15 protein-coding genes are annotated in these 18,094 nt (G+C 31.9%); 1 reads left to right on the top strand and 14 read right to left on the bottom strand.

The window, feature by feature from the left end:
• Positions 1-45 precede the first annotated feature (45 nt).
• On the top strand, positions 46-981 hold the full coding sequence (locus MTT09_RS08740; protein WP_429803544.1) for a sugar transferase: 936 nt from the start codon (positions 46-48) through the stop codon (positions 979-981).
• 4 nt (positions 982-985) lie between these two features.
• On the opposite strand, the gene MTT09_RS08745 is transcribed toward MTT09_RS08740, so the two are convergent.
• The 14 genes from MTT09_RS08745 to MTT09_RS08810 form a co-directional block, all read right to left on the bottom strand.
• Positions 986-2,092 carry a glycosyltransferase family 4 protein gene (locus MTT09_RS08745; RefSeq protein ID WP_429803545.1) on the bottom strand — a complete coding sequence of 369 codons (1,107 nt, stop codon included), beginning with the start codon at positions 2,090-2,092 and terminating at the stop codon, positions 986-988.
• The gene (asnB, locus tag MTT09_RS08750) at positions 2,085-3,977 is read right to left on the bottom strand and encodes an asparagine synthase (glutamine-hydrolyzing) (protein ID WP_429803546.1); all 1,893 of its coding nucleotides are present in this window, start codon (positions 3,975-3,977) and stop codon (positions 2,085-2,087) included. The genes MTT09_RS08745 and asnB overlap by 8 nt, the downstream gene beginning before the upstream one ends.
• Positions 3,965-5,110, bottom strand: coding sequence for a glycosyltransferase (locus MTT09_RS08755; RefSeq protein ID WP_429803547.1), 1,146 nt, complete (start codon positions 5,108-5,110; stop codon positions 3,965-3,967). The genes asnB and MTT09_RS08755 overlap by 13 nt, the downstream gene beginning before the upstream one ends.
• A 3-nt stretch (positions 5,111-5,113) precedes the next feature.
• Positions 5,114-6,265 carry a glycosyltransferase family 4 protein gene (locus tag MTT09_RS08760; protein ID WP_429803548.1) on the bottom strand — a complete coding sequence of 384 codons (1,152 nt, stop codon included), beginning with the start codon at positions 6,263-6,265 and terminating at the stop codon, positions 5,114-5,116.
• Positions 6,258-7,451: a glycosyltransferase family 4 protein gene (locus tag MTT09_RS08765; protein ID WP_429803549.1), complete on the bottom strand. Its 1,194-nt coding sequence runs from the start codon at positions 7,449-7,451 to the stop codon at positions 6,258-6,260. The genes MTT09_RS08760 and MTT09_RS08765 overlap by 8 nt, the downstream gene beginning before the upstream one ends.
• Complete coding sequence (locus MTT09_RS08770) at positions 7,441-8,175, bottom strand: class I SAM-dependent methyltransferase (protein ID WP_429803550.1); 735 nt, start codon at positions 8,173-8,175, stop codon at positions 7,441-7,443. Before MTT09_RS08770 ends, MTT09_RS08765 begins: the two co-directional genes overlap by 11 nt.
• A gap of 65 nt (positions 8,176-8,240) precedes the next feature.
• Entirely contained in the window at positions 8,241-9,869 is a 1,629-nt protein-coding gene (locus tag MTT09_RS08775) for an asparagine synthase-related protein (protein WP_429803551.1), read from the bottom strand.
• Between the two features lie 11 nt (positions 9,870-9,880).
• Positions 9,881-11,605: an ATP-binding cassette domain-containing protein gene (locus MTT09_RS08780; RefSeq protein WP_429803552.1), complete on the bottom strand. Its 1,725-nt coding sequence runs from the start codon at positions 11,603-11,605 to the stop codon at positions 9,881-9,883.
• 3 nt (positions 11,606-11,608) lie between these two features.
• Positions 11,609-13,183 (bottom strand): hypothetical protein, encoded by a 1,575-nt coding sequence (locus tag MTT09_RS08785; protein WP_429803553.1) that lies wholly within the window; start codon positions 13,181-13,183, stop codon positions 11,609-11,611.
• On the bottom strand, positions 13,180-14,247 hold the full coding sequence (locus MTT09_RS08790; protein ID WP_429803554.1) for a hypothetical protein: 1,068 nt from the start codon (positions 14,245-14,247) through the stop codon (positions 13,180-13,182). The genes MTT09_RS08785 and MTT09_RS08790 overlap by 4 nt, the downstream gene beginning before the upstream one ends.
• A complete protein-coding gene (locus MTT09_RS08795) occupies positions 14,244-15,014 on the bottom strand; it encodes an oxidoreductase (RefSeq protein ID WP_429803555.1) in 771 nt (256 codons plus the stop codon). The genes MTT09_RS08790 and MTT09_RS08795 overlap by 4 nt, the downstream gene beginning before the upstream one ends.
• Before the next feature lie 26 nt (positions 15,015-15,040).
• A complete protein-coding gene (locus MTT09_RS08800) occupies positions 15,041-16,333 on the bottom strand; it encodes a glutamate-1-semialdehyde 2,1-aminomutase (RefSeq protein WP_429803556.1) in 1,293 nt (430 codons plus the stop codon).
• Positions 16,330-17,046 (bottom strand): cytidylyltransferase domain-containing protein, encoded by a 717-nt coding sequence (locus MTT09_RS08805; protein ID WP_429803557.1) that lies wholly within the window; start codon positions 17,044-17,046, stop codon positions 16,330-16,332. The genes MTT09_RS08800 and MTT09_RS08805 overlap by 4 nt, the downstream gene beginning before the upstream one ends.
• Positions 17,046-18,092, bottom strand: a complete 1,047-nt coding sequence (locus MTT09_RS08810) for a nucleotidyltransferase family protein (protein ID WP_429803558.1) — start codon at positions 18,090-18,092, stop codon at positions 17,046-17,048. Before MTT09_RS08810 ends, MTT09_RS08805 begins: the two co-directional genes overlap by 1 nt.
• Positions 18,093-18,094: the final 2 nt, after the last annotated feature.

The raw sequence follows: 18,094 nt of genomic DNA on the forward strand, positions 1-18,094 counted from the left end.
GAATTTTATAATGCAAATTTAAAATAAAGATAAAGGGATAGGCCTATGATCATCCTTGGCGAAAAATATACTTTCACCAAACTCGAGCTAGAGAAGCTTAGGAAGAAATTTGGCCAGGTAAATTTTTTATCCCATGAAAATAGCGATGCGAAAGCCTTGCGAAGCGCACTAGAAAATCTCATAAAATCAGGCGATCAAAGGCTGATCGTACTAAATACTGCAAAGCCAGTTGATGGCAAGCTGGTGAGATTTCTCACGCTTTTGCAGTTTAAGACGAAGTATAAAAAGATCAAATTTCTAAATGTGGAGAGCTTTTTAGAAATTTATCTGCAAAAGTGCTACATCCCAGAAAATGGCGAAAATTTAAACTTTTTGAACGACATAAAGCCTTATAATACCCTTGAATACGCCTTAAAACGCGTGATCGACTATGTAAGCTGCTCGATGCTTCTTGTGGTACTTTTTGTGCTTAAATTTTACGTAAAGAAAAAGATAGACGAACAGTCCCCTGGCAGCCTTTATTTCTTGCAAAATAGGGTTGGGCTGGGCAACAGGGAATTTGAATGTATCAAATTTCGCTCAATGGTAGTTGATGCTGAAAAAGATGGGGCAAAATTTGCTAGCAAAAACGATGAGAGAGTCTTTGAATTTGGCGAATTTATGCGTAAAACTCGCATCGACGAGGTGCCACAATGCATAAATGTACTTCGCGGGCAGATGCACCTAATAGGACCAAGACCAGAGCGAAGATATTGGATAAATTTCTTTGAAAAAGAGATCCCTTACTACAATGAACGTCACATCGTCCGCCCTGGCATCACCGGCTGGGCACAGGTAAACTACCCTTACGGCGCAAACACACACGACGCTAAACAAAAGCTGATGTATGATCTTTACTACATCAAGCACTGGTCGCTTTGGCTGGAGATAAAAACCATATTTAAAACATTTGAGATAATACTAGGCAAAAAAGGTATTTAGCTGTTTAGTCCATAATAGCTTTCGTATATTTTTCTAGGACGATATTCTCATCAAAAGACAAAATCATCTTTTCTCTACCGTTTTTACCCATTTTTTCAAGAATGCTTTTGTCAAGATTTAAAATTTTTTCCATTTTTTCAGCGAGATCTATAGAGTTTTTTGGCTCACACAAAAAGCCATTTACTCCATCATCTACTATTTCTTTACAACCACTAACATTTGTAGCTATTAAGGGCTTTGCCATGGACGCGGCCTCCAATAAACTTTTTGACATTCCCTCTTTGTACGATGCCAGCACGACACACTCAGCACTAGCCACAACCTTACTTACATCATCGCTCATACCAAGATAGTCCAAAAAGTCGTTTTTGAGCCACAAATTTAACTCTTCGTCGCTAATGGCAGTATTATTTTTGACATTTTTTTCTCCGAGTAGCAATATCTTAAAATCATCTCTTTTTTTTCTTAAAATTTTACCAGCCTCAACTAACTCAACAATGCCCTTATCTTTTATAAGTCTTGCTACACATAAAAATTTAAATTTTTCGTCGCTTTTGCTCTCTTGTCTTGGGGCAAATTTATTTATATCTACACCACTTCCTGGTAGCAGGTCGCATTTTCCTTTTGAAATAATGTCCAAATTTGCAAAGAGGTCTTGATCGTCTAAATTTTGAAAGAATACAACCTTGTTTGCATTTAGCGATATTTTATAAAGAATTTTAACTATGCTTGTTACAAAACTTTGTTTTATAAAAACTGTCCCAAGTCCCGTGATATTGCTAATACAACAAATGCCTAAAATTTTACAGGCAAGTGAGCTATAAATATTTGGCTTAATAGTAAAATTTAAGACACAAGCTGGCTTCTCCTTTTTATAAAGGGCTAGCAAACTAAAAAAAGTTTTAAGATCAACTAACGGATTTATCCCTTTTGCATCAAAATTTATATGAAAAACTTCAAAATTTTCTTCCAACAAAGCTGAGTATTTTTCATCAAACGGAACAACAAACGACACTTTAAAACCATTTTTCTTTAGGTGATTTGCAAGGCTCAGTCTAAAGTTATACCCACTCCAAGCACTATTTGTCACTATAAAGATGCTTTTACTCAAGCCATCTCCTTTTCCACATTTGATAAACCACAATAAACCAAATAAGACTTTGAAGCTCTTCTCCAGCATAAAATCTATCTTTTAAATTTTGTATTTGTTTTACATCAAATATCTCATCATTTAAAGCCCTAGAGTCCAGATTCTCTTCAACAAGCCATCTTAGATCACCTCTTAGCCACTTTGCAAGTGGGATCTGAAAGCCTGATTTTGGCTTGTCTATTATATCTTTTGGGATATATTTGTACAGAATTTGTCTTAGCAAATATTTTGGCTGATTATTCTTATATTTTATATTTACTGGAACGCGTGCCAAATACTCTATCAAACGATGATCTAGTAGTGGCTCACGTCCCTCTAAGCTAACACTCATTGTGGCGCGATCAACTTTTGTAAGCACATCATCACACATAAAAAGTTTATAATCACACATCATCATATGATCTAAAAAATCAAGCTTGAGCTCATTTTTCCACACATTCATATACTCTTGTTTTAGCCCTATTTTTAGAAATTTAGTTACGTCCGACCTATCTACATAACTACTTGCATTTATAAACATTTCGTCTAAATTTTTACTATTTATAGCTCTTTTTAACTTTAGAAATTTATCTCTGAAATTTGTCTGGCGGATATTATTTGGCAGGGTTTGATTTGCCATGTCGGCTATTTTTTCATTTATTAAATTTAATCCAATTTTTATCAAATTTTTCTTGAACGAAGTAGAAAAAATACCCTGAAATTTATGTAAAAAGAAATACTTGCTATATCCACAAAAATGTTCATCTCCACCATCTGCGCTAAGTGCAACTGTTACATCTTGTTTTGCCATTTTTGAAACTGCCATGGTCGCTACTGCAGAGCTATCCCCAAAAGGCTCATCATAAAAGAAAGAAAGAGTGTCGATATATGCAAGCATGTCGGCTTCATTTATATAATACTCATGATGATTTGTACCAAAGTGCGTGGCCACTTGCTTTGCGTGGGCAGCCTCGTTAAATCTAGAGTCATCAAAACCTATGGTAAATGTATTAATCTTTTGCGTTTTGCTTAGTAAAGCAGCCACCAGTGAGCTATCATATCCGCCACTTAAAAAGACACCAACTGGTACATCAGCGATAGTACGTAAATTTATTGCACTATCTAAAAGACCTTCAAGCTCGTTTAAAATTTCACTCTCATTTTTATTAAATTTTGGCTGTGCATAAAAATATCCTACATCCCAATATTTTGTTATTTTAAATGTTGTTTTGACAATATCAAATTTTAAATAACAACCAGCAGGAAGTTTAAAACAATCCTTGAAAATACTATAAGGTGCAGGAATGTAGCCAAACCGAAAAAAATAAGCTAGCGCATCTAAATTTTGCTCTTTCTTAAATTTTGGATGCTTGTGAAAAGATTTGATCTCAGAAGAAAAAATAAAATTTATACCATCAAAATAGTAATAAAGTGGTTTTACACCAGCTCTATCACGGCATAAGAATAGCTCATTTTTATTTTTATCCAAAATAGCGAATGCAAACATTCCTATAAATTTAGCAAGACACTCATCACCCCACTCTTTATAAGAGTATAAAATAACTTCGGTATCAGAATTTGATACAAATTTATAGCCAAGGGCTAATAGCTCTCCCTTTATAGCTTTAAAGTTATAAACTTCTCCATTAAAAACTATCACATATCCACCGCAATCACTCACAAAAGGCTGATGTCCATTTGAACTTAGATCCATTATGGATAGGCGGTTGTGTCCAAGGTGAACGCCACTTTTTTTATCAAAAAAAACACCTCTATCATCTGGACCGCGATATGCCTGTATCTCTAGCATATCTACTAAAATTTGCTCATTTTTATTTTTATCTATAAAACCAACTAACCCGCACATATTACTTCCTTGTATCGTTTTATAATACCATCAATGTTAAAGTCATTAGCCCTTTCTTTAGCAACTTGTCGGTACTTCTCTCTTAACTCATTATCACCTATTACAACTTCTATCGCTTTTGTCAAATTTGCCTCATCTTGCACCGGCACTAACACACCAAATTCTGCAAGCTCAATATCATCTCTTAATTCAAATTTAATATCGCTTTTTGGTGCTAAAATCTCCCTTGGACCACTAAGACAATCCGTACTTATAACTGCACATCCACAAGCCATTGCCTCTGCCAGCACATTTGGGAAGCCTTCAGCATTTGAACCGAGTACAAATATACTGCATTTTGAAAGATATTTATATGGATTATTATCAAAACCCAAAAAAACTACCCTCGTGGCGATACCAAGCTCTCTTGCAAGAACTTTTAGTTTACTCTCATTTTCGCCTTTTCCCAGTAGATATAATACATAGTCGTTATCAGCTATTCTTGCAAATGATCTTAATATCAACTGCTGATTTTTCCTATCACACAATGTTCCAACTGCGATTATACTTTTCTTGTCAATATCAACGCAAACTTTTTCGTTGGTCTTATTGTTTATACTCTCTATATCATATGGGTTGTAAATTACCACCTGTTTAACACCAATATTAAAATTTTCAATCAAGTCAAATTCTATTACCTTTGAAACCGATATTATCAAGTCTGCCTTTTTATATAGAGTTTTTAATAAAATTTTGCTAATTAAATCTTCGAGAGAATTCTTACGATACATTGCAGTAGGCGCTATTCTCTCGCTAATAACAACCCTATGTTTTGCAAAAAAACTAGATAATATATTTATATAATTTGCCCTATACAAAAAGCTTGTTACCTGATTAAAGCCAAATTTTTTAATGATTTTAGCTAGCTTAAAGGCCAAAAATGGAAGCCTGATTAGTTTTTTTACGCCACTTAAATTTACATCTTCGTTTAAACAAATAACATTTATTCTGTTATCAAGTGGATAGTCTATGTTGTTCTCTAATAAAATCAGATAACATTCATATTCAAAGCACAACTCGTTTAATAAGGTACTAACAACTCTCTCTGCACCACCACCACCAAGAGAGTTAATCAATATAGCTATTTTTTGCATGATTTAAGAATTTATATTTTTATATATTTTTTCTAATTCTGAAAAATATTTTTTAATATTAAATTTATCTACAACACTATCATATAAAGCATTCCCGTATTTTTGCCTTAGCGCATAGTCCTGCTCCAAGTTAATTATATGATTTGCCAATTCATCAGACTCTATCTCTTTTGGCTGTTGTAGCTTTTTTGTTTTTGGATTGACCACATATTCTGGCATCGGAACAGAATTAATAGGTATCTGACGAATACTAATTTCCTTTTTAGGCTCTATAAGCACACCGCTAATCCCATTATCTATAATTTCTAAAATTCCATCTATGCATGAAGCAATTACAGGTTTCTTACAAAACCCAGCCTCGATTATGGTGTTGCCAAGTGGCTCTCTAATAGATGGCACAATGATTAGATCCATGCTATTTATAAAATCAAGTGGATTCTTCACTCTACCAACGAAAAATATATTGTCTCTTTTACCCGCCATCTCTTTTAGCAACAGCTCCCATGGGCCATTCCCAGCTATAAAAAACTCATATTGTGGCAACTTTTTTGCAACCTCTATAAAAGTATGAACTCCTTTTGGAGTATCAAGCCTGCCTATATATCCGACTTTAAATTTATTACTATCATTAGTAGCAAATGCGTTATTGTTTAGAATCATATCACCACTTAAAAAACCATTATACAAAACATGAATTTTACTTGCATCTACACCAAATCTCTCAATCATCATAGTTTTTGACGCATTAGAATTTGCAAGCAATAAATTTGCTTTATTGGCATTATCTCTATACACACGAATATCTTCATCTTTTAAATTCCAAGCAACTCCCCTTTCGTGCAATATAATATTTGACAAAGGCAGTGAATTTAAAATTCTATGCAAAGAGTGGCTTCCTATATTATTATAAAAGTGAACTATGTAGTCTTTGGAGTATAAAAAATAGATAAATTTTAGTTTGTTAAATACGGAACTGCTTATATTTTTATAATAACACCCTATTTCCTTAAAATAATCGTCTAATGGATAAGTGCCATAGATCTGATGGTCAAACTCACTTTTTTGCAGCGCCATCTTAAAATATGGAACAAAAGACTGCTGAACTCCTCCTATGCCAACAAGCGATAGTTGATGAATAACTATTTTTTTATGCATTTACTAGTCCACATATTATTTTGTAGTACGCCTCATCTATAACTTTTGTAGATGCCCTATTTATAATATTTTCTACGTTTTTAGTAAGCTTTTCTTTTGGAATTTTTAATGACATTATTATTTTATTAGCAAATTCTTTCGGATCCAAGCTTGAACAATACCCACCCTCTCCATCAACTATCTCAACATCAGTTATATTTTCTATAATATTTGCCACTATAGGCACCCCACAGGCTTGGGCTTCCATGATAGGCGTTCCAAATCCTTCATCTTTTGATGGAAACACAAAAATATCACTTAGTTTTATGTATTCATCCATATTATCAACAAAGCCTATTTTAAACTGCACTCTATCTTCTAATCTAAATTCTTTTATTTTATTGATTATATTATCAAACATATAAGGCTCTCGTTTATTTTCAGGACCACCTATTACTAACTTAAAGTGATATGGCAATAACTTTAAGACATCAAGTAAAAAAATATGATTTTTGCTACTACGCAAACTGCCGATATAACACAATACAGTATCTTGATCAGAAAATTTGGTGTATTTTTCTCTCAATATACTTTTTAACTCTTCACTACACAAATTAAATTTATCCTCGTTTACAGGATTGGGCCTTGACCATATATTTTTAATAGCAAATTTTCTTGCTAGGATTTCAAGCCGCTTAGATATAGCAACAACCACAGTATTTTCTTTTGAAAAAATCTTTTGCATAATTCTTGAAAACTGTATGGGGTAAAATGGGTTTGGCATATCATTGCAAAGCTCTCTTATGATGGGTTTATTTTTTTTAGAAAAATACCATGTCAAAAACCCTATAGTAAATGTATTGCCAAAAGTATGTAACAAGTCATAGTCTTTTATGTTTTTTCGTATATATAGCCAGCTATAAAAAAACTCCCAAAGCATATCAGCTAAAACTATAACGCTTCTTTTTAGTGATCTTTTTTTAGGAACATTAAATGGAGATGAAATTCTATACACATCCACATCATTATATTTATATTTTAGATTATTATTAAGTGATACAGAATTTGATACAACATCAAATTTAATACCATATTTATCAGAAAGTCTTTTGTATGTATTATAAGCCCGCAGTCCAGACCCAGAATACTCCTCTATAAATTTACTTGAAACTACTAATACTTTTATCTCTTTAGCACTATTTGACATTCTTATTCTTTTTCAATATAAAAATTGTCCATTTTGGCCTTTTTGATCTAAAAAATAGGTCAAAAAATATACTAAAAACTCCAAAAAAACCTTTATGTGGGTTTAAATGTACAACTTCCACAATCTCAAGATCTGTATATGTTGTTAAATTTTTGAAATCTGTAGTATCTAGCTCAAATATATGATAGTTCTCTAACCTTTTAGTTGCCGTATCCTCTTGTTGTTTTTTTAGCACATGACTGTTTTTTACATAAGGTATAGATAAAAATAAGTAGCCACCATTTTTTATATATTCGCAAATATTTTTTAATACCATCAACTGATTTTCTACATGCTCAATAACCTCAAAAGCAAAAGCACTATCAAATTTATTTTCAAGAGAAGACAACTCATCTACCGTATATGCTTCTATTCCTTTTGATTTCATATGTTCAACGCATTTTTTATTTATATCAACACCAACACCACCCAATCCCAAAAATTCTAGGAAAACACCATTTCCAGCACCAAAATCAACAATCTTATTATTTTTTATATCAATGTATTTTTCTATAATTTCTTTTGTTTTTATATACCTATAAACAGAAGAATATAATCTATACTTATTCTTTGTATTATTAAACCACTTTTTCTTATCTACTAAATCAATATTTCTTTCATTTAAATCGATTATATGATTTTTAATAGAATCAATAGCTACTATTTTTTCAATATCTATATTCATGTTATTTAGTTTATTCAAACTGCATTTACACAAATATAATTCAAGTAACTTAATGTATGTCTTTTTCATTTTCTAAACCTTGACAAATAATCTTCAGTCTGCCATGAAACATGACTTCTTGGCTTCTTAAATATATCTTTCATAGCTCTTGTATACTTTACAGTATCCATCATATGAGTAACATCCATCCAATAATAAAAAAAGCTTATCTCAAAATTTCTCCAATATTTCTTTGCGTTTTTACCAAAAAAAACAAAAGGAATTTTAAAAATAAACCTTAACGGGATGATCCAGCTTGGGACAATACTTTTTTTATTAACAGGGATATCATCACCCCATACATTACACATATTTTTATCTTTTAACATACTAACATATAGATTTTGCTCGTCTTTAAATTCTGCTGGAACCTTTTGCCAAAAAAATAAATATTCATCATCCCATAATGGCATTCTCCACTCATATCCATAATACTCGTAAATTCTTTGACCAGATATTACATACTTAGTTTGTCTATCTATGAACTCAGAATACTCGTAAAACAAATGATCCTGAGAACTATCACTCCTTAAATCACCACAGGCTAAGACGATTTCATCCCACAACTTTTTCTTGATCAATGATATATTTTTCTCTGTTTTTAAATACCCCCAAAGAGAAAAATGCTTATTAATAAGGCTATTTAAAATATTTTCTTTTCTATCTTCATATGAGCTTAAATTTTTTCCACTCTCCATCATCTTGCTAATATGTGCACCTGAAATAAAATCGCCACTATTTCCATTTATAAATATAGCATCACTATCTACATAGCCAATATCCTTTAGATATTTAAGTGCAGATAATCCTTGTATATACGGCACTGATGCAAAACTCTCACTATATTTTAAGTATTCAGCATAATCACTTGAACTATAATAATGTTTCTCGGTGCAATGAGTTAAAGGAATAAAAATCCACTCATAGCCCAACTTCTCAGCCACAATCTTAGCAACTTTTGCTTCAGAATTATCTTGTGTACCGTAAGAGAAGCATTTAACATTTTTAGCGGACAGATACTTTAGCGCAGATACCACTAGCCTAGAGTCATTTCCAGCACTCAAAGGCACCACTATCTGTCTATCACCTATATCTTTTAAAATTTTTTTAAAAATTTTTAATGTTACGTCAAATAACTCTTCTTGATAGCTTTTATAATCTTTTTTTTCTATTTCTCCAAAATATTTATAGTACTGTATATACTTAAAATTATCATCTTTAAAAACTACTAACTCTCCAGCTTTTAAAGCATATAACCCTTTGTAAAAAGTTTTATTGCCTATCGTATAGCCAGACATAGAAGCTTCTAAAAGTACTGTTGTATCAACACCTACTCTTGAATCATTTTGATTAATTATATTCTGTGGGTTGTTACTAACGTAAAAATTTTTATCAAATTTATAAAAAAACAACGGTGTACTTCTTATTTTATCTACTAGTATAAAAGATAGATCATTTTTTTGTACAGCAATGGCAAAGTGCCCATCAATACTATGTGATAGTTCTGCTATGCTACTTTCATCCTCTATACCATAAAGTAGCTCTATTAATTCATTTATAGAGTGAGAATATATATGCCCTTTTAAATATATACTCATCTCGTCTTTTTCAAATTTGTTCCAAAATTGATCTTGTTTTATATCTATAACTACCATACCATTCCTACCTAATCCATAAAAATACTCTGCTCATTGCACATAGATCTAAATTTAGAACTTTGATCATATAAATTTTTAAAAGTGCCACGGCTTAAAATTTCTCCATTTTCCATTAATAATATTAAGTCGCTGCCCATTACAGAAGATAGCCTATGTGCTACGGTTATAATTATCTTATCTTTTTTTATGTAATTTATAACACTTATTATACGTTTTTCTGTGATCGAGTCCAGAGCACTAGTAAATTCATCCAATATTAAAAGATCTGGCTCCCTATATAACTCTCTAGCTAAAGCAATAAGTTGTCTTTGTCCACCAGATATATTTGATCCATTCATATTTAGTTTTTCAACCCTTATCTTATCTATTCCGAGTAAATTTACTATGCCATCATACTTTTCTTTTTCAAACAATTCACCAAAAACAATATTATCCATAATACTTCCATCAAAAATAATGACTTCTTGTGATACATATCCGATCTTATTTCTAAAACTTAGATTATCGATACTATTTTTATTAATAGTTAGTTGTCCCGACAATGGCCTATATAAAAAAGTAAGTGTGTTTAAAAGAGTACTTTTACCAGATCCAGATTGTCCAACTAAAGCGTAGTTGTTACCCTTTTTAAATTCAACATTTATATCCTTTAGTATAACCTTGCTATCTACAGAAATGAAGACATTCTCCATTTTGGCAGAGCCTATGGTTGAAATATGTTGTAAAGTATCATTTTGGCTTTGTTTTTCTGTATTTTTTAAAATATAATTATATACATTCATAACAACTTCCACTGAGCCTATATTTATTAAAAAGTCTTGATACGAGTGCTGTATACTAAGTATCTTAACCAAGGTTCTATATAGTAGCAATCCTAAAAACACAACCGTCACAGTACTTTCATGAAACATGATTTCGTTGATAATAATTGTTGCCGAAATAGCCATTACACCAATAAATTCGGACATATTCTTTGGTATGGAATTTAAAAAAGACATTTTTTCCATATTATTACTATAGTCTTGTGAAATTTTATTAAAATTTATATTATTATATTCACACCTATTGGTAGCTTTAATATATTTCATGCTATTTAATATTTGTAGTACTACAAGATTTGTTTTGGCACTATAATCAACAACCGTTTTAGAATACCTAATAATAGCTTTTGTAATTTTTCTTTGAAGCACAACCACGACTAATCCGACCCCCAAAGACACTAAAACAAGCGTAAAACTAATATACATGGCAAAGAGTAAATATGCCAAAGAATAAATAGCATTAACCCAAATTTGGAGAAAGTAACGTATAGACAAGGCACTCTTTTCTATCTCTTTTACAAAAATATTATTTAATACATCAATGCCCATTTTGTTATATTCTACAAAATCCATACTATACAAATTTGTCATAATGTTCTTTTTTACATTAAACATAAACTGATAACTAGACTTATAAATGTAGAAATTTTGAATGTTTAAAAACATAAATTTAACAACAAATACTACAACAATTAAAATAGCAATATTAATTGTTGAATATTGTAAGCCAATGCTAGAAAATATAAAATTGATTATATTAACAAGATCAGAACTACTCTGAGTATCCAAGAGAGGAATAAAAAAACCGATTCCAACTATTTCGAAAAGTGCACTTATGATCATTATAAAGAATAAAATAAAAATTGGAATTGGAATATTTTCTCTAAAGTAATTTAATATCTTTATGCTCATGTCCTATTGAAACCTATCAGCAAATTCAAAATCCATAATATACTTTCTATTAAAAGCTTCAGTAAATTGATCTTTATTGATTATAGCCAAACCATTTTCAAAAGAACAATCAACAAAAGCTACTCTATTTTTTAGTGTTTCCTTTGCCTCAGATGTAAGCCCTGCTTTACATAAATCTATTAAGATTAACGGAGTATTAGAAGAAACAACTTCATTAAAAGATGTAGAATCAGCAAACGGAGTAATAACACAATCTACACTTTCTAAAAATTTATCCATAGGGCATTCATCCACATAACTAACATTATTAAATAATGATAATACCTTATCCTTAGGCCTTAAGGCCCCTTTTGGATGTGATTTTATACATACTTCGTAATCTTCGCCTATTAACTTTAATAACTTATATTTAAATTCGAAATATTGCAAATCACTAGGGTTAAAAATAGCCCTTCTGTTGACCCATAAATTTGAAGAAAGTATCCCTATTTTTTTAATATTTTTACCTTCGACAACCACATGCTCTTTATTGCTGCTACAACCAACACTTTTTTTTGTTTTAAGACACTTAAATTGTATGTTTAGCCCGTATTTATCTACCCTTTTATGTATTGTATCGACATCAAATTTATTAAATATATAAAAATTATTAGGTATTAAATATTCTATATACAGCCTAGGATCAAATTTATAATCAATATGAGATATAGAGCCAGAATGCATACAAGAATTTGTTTCTACGCCAAAATTCTTAAGAACAGAAAAAATGACTCTGCTTTTGTAATTACCCATCGTTCCAGTAAATATTTTATTAAAATATATTTTCTTATTTTTCATTGCATTTTTGCAGTTTTTATAATCAATATGTCCTTTATAAACTATTTTTCTTAAAATTGCCACCAAAAGGTTATAAAATTTATCTTTATCCATATCTTCTGAGATTATTTGGGTTATATTTTTCGATATGTTCTCAATGAAACTATTCAAACTAGGATCATCAAATTTCACAATATCGTTTACTTTTATCTCGTCAAAAAAATATTCAAAGTCTATAATTGAATATTTTATATTTGAATTATTTAAAAACTCTATTAGCCATTTATTTCTATTTAAAACAACAACCTGTTCTTTTTTTGAAAAAAATATAAATATTTTTTTCAAAAAATACTTATAGTCCTTTTTATTATATATCTCAGATAGATAAAAATCAACAAATGGCACTTCTTTCCCATCAGAATACAGATCTGGCAAATAATATGGGGAGAGACATCTTTTACCAATCCTACTATCAATTATATCTTTGCCGGTAAAAACTAGCTCAAAACCTTTTTGTTTTAGACGAAACCCCACAAGAATATTAGAATATAAAGTAGTCAAATTAGACACAATAAAAGGGGATACTATTCTTAAAACTTCCGAAAATTCATCATCTTTATTTTTTATATAGTCAAAATAAAGAAAATCAAATACTTTTTCAACAAACCCATCAACATCATCACAATCAACAGGATCCCCTTGATTAATAGAAGATTGATATGATATATCTGGAGAGCAGTAAATATCTAAATAAAACTTCATGTCATACTTTCAAAAGAAGAAACACATTTTTCTCTAAAACTATCTATATCTTTTAAGAGTAAATTTTTATCAAAGTATTTTACTCCTCGAAATAGTGGCACCATTTTTGTACCCATACCTCTTTTAAAATGTGCTATATTTATCTGTTTTTCGTCCAAATAGTCTAAAAATCCATCCACTAAGTTATACCCTGCAGGCTGAGAGTACTCCATATACTTAAAACCCATATCATGAAAATACTCAGTAGCTTTTTGCAAAATGGCGTGATATATAGGAATTCTCATATTTGTAAATTCTGGATCATCTGCGCCGCTCATATATACAACAACTTCGCTCGCATGTAAAAAATAGCAAAGACCTATAAATTGGCCTTTATATCTTAATCCTATAATAGTAGCATTGCCATTTTGTAGCATTTCATACTGCTTATCAAAGGTTGTTTTAGGTCTTGTTTCTCTACCAGCAGCCTTTTTGTGAAGCTCTCTATATGCCTCATGGATTTCATAGCTTGGATTTTCTTTAGATACTACAACAAAGTCATATTCACTATTTTTAAAAATTGCATTTATGGATGACTTGTATCGTTTTCTTAGTCTTGACCACAAAGTGCTTTTTTCGCCACAAAGATCAAGCACGCAGTTGCTGCCCGTAGCATCTATAAAGCCATATTTGATAAGATAGTTATATTTGTTAAAAAACTCCATAACCAAAGAGTCCAAATAAAACATTATCTTACAAACATTATAGCTCTTACTTATCTCAAAAATTTCTTTAAAAACTATGTCATAAACTCTATCGCTTATCGCAAGCGGAGCAACCGTAAAATATCCAGACAAAGATATATAGACAACGCCATTTGCTTGCTCTACTGGCAAAAAACAAATTCCAACACATTTGTTGCTCTCAACAACCACAAAGCTTTCATCGCTAAGTATATCTTTGGAATAAAATTTCATATAGTCCAGATATGAGTTTAGATATCTTGGGCTGTGAATATTTTCTGAGATATATTCCTGCCATCTAGCTTCAAAATTCTCACTATCCTCTTTATAGCGCACTATCATATGCTAAATCCATCATCAACTACGATATTTTGACCATTCACATACCTACTCATATCGCTAAGCAGATATACCAAGGTGCCTTTTAAGTCACTATTGTTTAACATACCCTTGTTTAGGCACTGATCTTTATATTTTTCCAAAAAAGGCTCTGGCTGGTTATCAAATATACCGCCAGGGCTTAGTGCATTTACCTTTATATTCATCCCCTTAAAGTACTTTGCCATATATTTAGTAAGGTGTATAAGCCCTGATTTTATGGCAGCATATTCAACCGGCATAGTCATTGTTGTGTTGTTATATATTTCAAATTTTGGAGCAACCACGCCATAGATCGAGCATATATTTATGATATTTCCATATCCTTGCTCTTTAAAATATCTTGCAAACTGCTGAGATGCGGCAAAATAACCACCCAAATTTAGCCCCAAATTTTCTATAAAGTCACTATACTCAACATCAAAAAAGTGCCTTCCATAGTTCTTGTTTCTAGGATATGCATTATTTACTAGTGCATCTATCCTTTTATACTTATTATGCAAATATTTTATACAAGCCTCCAAAGAGTCTTTAGACGTGATGTCGAGCTTCACAAAGTCTATATTTTTTGAATTTAGCTCTTTAGATAGCTCCTCCTTTACCTCTTGTCCTATTTTTTCATTTATATCCGCGATAATAGCTATGCCGTTGTTTTCAACAATGGCTTTTATAAATTCTTTACCAATAAGTCCAGCTCCACCAGTAACTACAACTACTTTATCTTTTAACACTGCTGTTCCTTATATAAATTTTACTTTTAGTTAAATTTTCTAAACACTGGCTTGATAGGGCTACCTACTAAATATCTTTCATATCCCTCATCAACTGCCTTTCTATAAACTTCAAAAGTTTTTTCTAGCGCGTTTTTTGTCTTTGCAAGTTCATTTTCTCCATGAGCATAAGAAAGTGCCACCCAAGGAATAAGCACACCATTTTTGATCATTTCTTGAGAAAAAAGAGTTCTTAGCCCTAAAGAATTTTGACCATTTTTATCAAAGGTCAAATAGTATGGGCTGCACTCGATCCCACCTGCTACGAAATTTCTTTCGATTTCATATTTTTTTGCAAGCTCATTTATCATCGAGATTAGTTTTGTGCCATAGTTCCAAATATACTCAACCACATTATGCTCTTTCATAAATTTCATAGCCGCAACAAAAGCACCTAGGCCACTCATCTCTGCACCATGTGTTGTTGACAACAAAAAGACTCTCTCTTTTCCTTCAAATTCTATACTGCCAAGCTGCATTATCTCTCTTTTTCCAGCTATAGCTGCAACTGAAAATCCATTTGCCATTGCCTTTCCGAAAGTGCACAAATCAGGCTTAATGTCGTAATAATATTGAGCCCCTTTTAAATGCCATCTAAAGCCAGTTATCATCTCGTCAAGTATAAATACTGCTCCATTTTTATGGCACAGATCTCTTACTTTATGTAAAAAGTTATCTTTTGGATGCTCTGTTGCCGCTGGCTCTAAAATCACACAAGCTATTTGATTAGGAAATTCATCAAAAAGCCTCTCTAGGCTTTCAATGTTGTTATAGCCAAACGTTTTTGTGCCTTCAGTATCCTTTTGCGGTATACCCTTGGTAAGTTGTGTAGAGCCAATAAACCAATCATCATAGCTAAAAAATGGGTGCTCTGCGCATCTTGCAACCAGCTCCCTTCCAGTGTATGCTCTACTAAGTTTGATAGCTGCTGTTGTTGCTGTTGAGCCATTTTTAGTAAATTTAACCATATCAACACTATCTATCATATCTATTAATAATTCAGCAGCCTCTAGCTCGATCATGCTAGGCTTAGTTAGATTGTTTCCAAATTCTATTTGCTCAATCGCAGCTTTGTTTATTTCTTCATTCGCGTAGCCTAAATTTACAGCCCTAAGCGCCATTCCATAGTCCAAAAATTCTCTACCATTTTCGTCATATACATATGCGCCTTTCCCTCTTTTTAAAATTTGTGGAGCATTAGCTGGATACTGATCAAACCCTCTGCTATAAGTATGTGCACCACCTGGTATTGCTTTTAATAATCTATCTTGATAAGTCATTTTTTATAACCTTTATAATTCATTATTGCTTCAATCATTACAAAATCATCAATATCATCTATCTCTAGTGATTTGTATTTTGGAACTTCATAGCCTATGGTGTTGTCGTGATAAAATGTTTTTTTATCAAGCAAAACATCCGTTTTAGAGACATAGATCGTTCCTTCAAAGAAATAAACATCTTTTATCTCTTGCCTTCTTAAAACCCTCATATCTTTATTTTCATATCCAGAAATTAAGCCTTTTTCATCTTTTGAGACTAAAAAAGCTGGATTTTGACTCTCTGTTTTACAAATTCCAACAATCGAATCAGCTTTTGACTCTAGTAAAATTTCAATAGCCCTATCTATATCACAAACTTCTCTCAAAGGGGACGTAGGCTCTAATAAAGCGATATAGTCAAACTCTTTTTTTAATTCATTTTTATAATAATCTATAGTGTGTTTTATGGCATCAAAGGTTGTGGCGGTGTCACTTGCCAACTCACTTGGTCTTAAAAATGGGACATTTGCACCATACTTTTTTGAAATTTCTGCGATTTTCTCATCGTCAGTGCTAACCATGACCTCATCTACATATTTACTTTTTAGTCCAGCCTCTATGCTCCACGCAACAAGTGGCTTTCCACATAATTCTTTAATATTTTTTCCAGGCAAACCCTTGCTGCCTCCTCTTGCCGGTACAATCGCTAAAAAACTATTATTTTTATACATTAAAAAACTTCTTTATACTCTTCATTTGCTCTTTGATATTCTTCCATACGTCCGATGTCAAGCCAATACTCTCTGATCGGGAATGATATAACATTTTTACTTAATTTTATAAGCTTTTCAAATAGCGCAGGCATGTCGTAAAACTCATTTTTAGGGATCAGATCTAAAATTTCAGGTGAGAGCATATATATCCCAGCACTTACGAAAAATTTCTGCACCGGTTTTTCTGCGATCTCTATTATTTTATTATCATTCATCTTTACCACGCCGTAAGGTACCTCATAGTCGTACTCTCTGACGCACATTGTGGCTGTAGTTTTATTTAGCATGTGGTAGTTAAAAATATGCTCGAAATTTACATTTGTAAGAAGATCGCCGTTCATTACGAAAAATGGCTCACTTGGGCGCTCTTTTAGCAAGCTTAACGCCCCTGCTGTGCCCATCCTTTTTTGCTCTAAAACATAGTCTATATTTACGCCAAATTCTTTTCCGTCGCCGAAATAGTCTCTAATAATGCTTGCATTAAAATTTACGCACATCGTGATATTTACAAAGCCATACTCTGCAAATTTCTCGACTATCGTTTGAAGGATTGGTTTATTTCCAACCTTTAGCATCGGCTTTGGCGTATCTTGCGTGAGTGGTCTAAGTCTAGTGCCAAGACCTCCTACCATTAGGATAACTCTATTTGTCTTGATCTTTGGCTCAACAAGCTCTTCTATCTCTTTTAAGTCTAAAACTATTCCATTATCATCTACTATTGGTATCTGGTGAAGTTTTTTAGATAACGCTATCTTTAAAATTTCCTCTTTTGTACTAGAAATTTTTGCAACAGCCGGCTCTTTAAAAACAATCGTCTCTATAGGACTATCAAGGTCTAGCCCCCTTAATATACCCCTTCTTATATCGCCATCTGTTAGTGTCCCAAGAAGCTTATCATTGTCATCAACAACTAAAGCTATCTGCATAGCTCCGCTATCTATAATCCCCAAAGCTTCCTTTATAGTAGCATTTTGTTTTAGCTTTATGTTTTTTATATTTTTCATTA

This window comes from Campylobacter concisus (assembly GCF_050447505.1).
GTDB classification, from domain to species: Bacteria; Campylobacterota; Campylobacteria; order Campylobacterales; family Campylobacteraceae; genus Campylobacter_A; species Campylobacter_A concisus_BP.

Coding starts and splice junctions, on each gene's coding strand:
- MTT09_RS08740 (WP_429803544.1), top strand. CDS start 46: ATGATCATCCTTGGCGAAAAATATACTTTCACCAAACTCGAGCTAGAG.
- asnB (WP_429803546.1), bottom strand. CDS start 3,977: ATGTGCGGGTTAGTTGGTTTTATAGATAAAAATAAAAATGAGCAAATT.
- MTT09_RS08755 (WP_429803547.1), bottom strand. CDS start 5,110: ATGCAAAAAATAGCTATATTGATTAACTCTCTTGGTGGTGGTGGTGCA.
- MTT09_RS08760 (WP_429803548.1), bottom strand. CDS start 6,265: ATGCATAAAAAAATAGTTATTCATCAACTATCGCTTGTTGGCATAGGA.
- MTT09_RS08765 (WP_429803549.1), bottom strand. CDS start 7,451: ATGTCAAATAGTGCTAAAGAGATAAAAGTATTAGTAGTTTCAAGTAAA.
- MTT09_RS08770 (WP_429803550.1), bottom strand. CDS start 8,175: ATGAATATAGATATTGAAAAAATAGTAGCTATTGATTCTATTAAAAAT.
- MTT09_RS08775 (WP_429803551.1), bottom strand. CDS start 9,869: ATGGTAGTTATAGATATAAAACAAGATCAATTTTGGAACAAATTTGAA.
- MTT09_RS08780 (WP_429803552.1), bottom strand. CDS start 11,605: ATGAGCATAAAGATATTAAATTACTTTAGAGAAAATATTCCAATTCCA.
- MTT09_RS08785 (WP_429803553.1), bottom strand. CDS start 13,183: ATGAAGTTTTATTTAGATATTTACTGCTCTCCAGATATATCATATCAA.
- MTT09_RS08790 (WP_429803554.1), bottom strand. CDS start 14,247: ATGATAGTGCGCTATAAAGAGGATAGTGAGAATTTTGAAGCTAGATGG.
- MTT09_RS08800 (WP_429803556.1), bottom strand. CDS start 16,333: ATGACTTATCAAGATAGATTATTAAAAGCAATACCAGGTGGTGCACAT.
- MTT09_RS08805 (WP_429803557.1), bottom strand. CDS start 17,046: ATGTATAAAAATAATAGTTTTTTAGCGATTGTACCGGCAAGAGGAGGC.
- MTT09_RS08810 (WP_429803558.1), bottom strand. CDS start 18,092: ATGAAAAATATAAAAAACATAAAGCTAAAACAAAATGCTACTATAAAG.